We start from the raw sequence: 621 nt of genomic DNA on the forward strand, positions 1-621 counted from the left end.
ATATCGCGACCTGAAAGCGGCACGCAAGACCTCAACCTTTTCCGCCCCGAGTGAGGTGCATGCGAGCCTGTAGGACTCTATGTGCTTTGTAGGCCAGTCCACTGGTGGTACTTCATCGGCATAGTAAAAGTAATCCCAGATGATCGCCTCCCAGCTGTTACAACGGACTGGCCGCCCGGCGATGACGCCCTCAGCCGCCTCTGGGCACGAGCCCTGCGGAGCCTCCGCGATTTCATACGCTTCGTCTGCCCACCAAGCAGGTTCGCAGTCAAGTAACTCATCCCCGATCTCCGCTAAGAATCCATAGTCCAACTCCTCCATGACGCGCCCGCCGAGCATTTCAACTATTGCCTCGAGCTCGCCGCGCCTCTCGCCGGGAAACGTCAGATCAATATCATCGTGCTTGCGTGTTACACGCCCTACCCGTGCATCGATCGCCCAGCCCCCACCGACCCAGAGCGGCAGATTTCGCGCATCTGCCGCAGCTAGAATTTTGTGGAGCAATGTGACCTGCGTTGTGTCCATGCGGCCTAACGGTTTGGGCTATGGGCAGTGGCGGTTTGCGTGAGCCTTTCCTGTCAAACCGAGAAACCGCTCGGGCGGGCTACCGACTTTGCAAAT

1 protein-coding gene is annotated in these 621 nt (G+C 58.5%); it reads right to left on the reverse strand.

All coding sequences use genetic code 11. From position 1 onward, the window contains the following. On the reverse strand, positions 1-525 hold a 525-nt coding region (gene aadB, locus R7F64_RS24010), incomplete at its 3' end, for an aminoglycoside nucleotidyltransferase ANT(2'')-Ia (RefSeq protein WP_318072168.1). Between the last annotated feature and the right edge of the window lie 96 nt (positions 526-621).

This window comes from Vibrio sp. Vb1980, from assembly GCF_033338615.1.
Taxonomy (GTDB): domain Bacteria; phylum Pseudomonadota; class Gammaproteobacteria; order Enterobacterales; family Vibrionaceae; genus Vibrio; species Vibrio alginolyticus.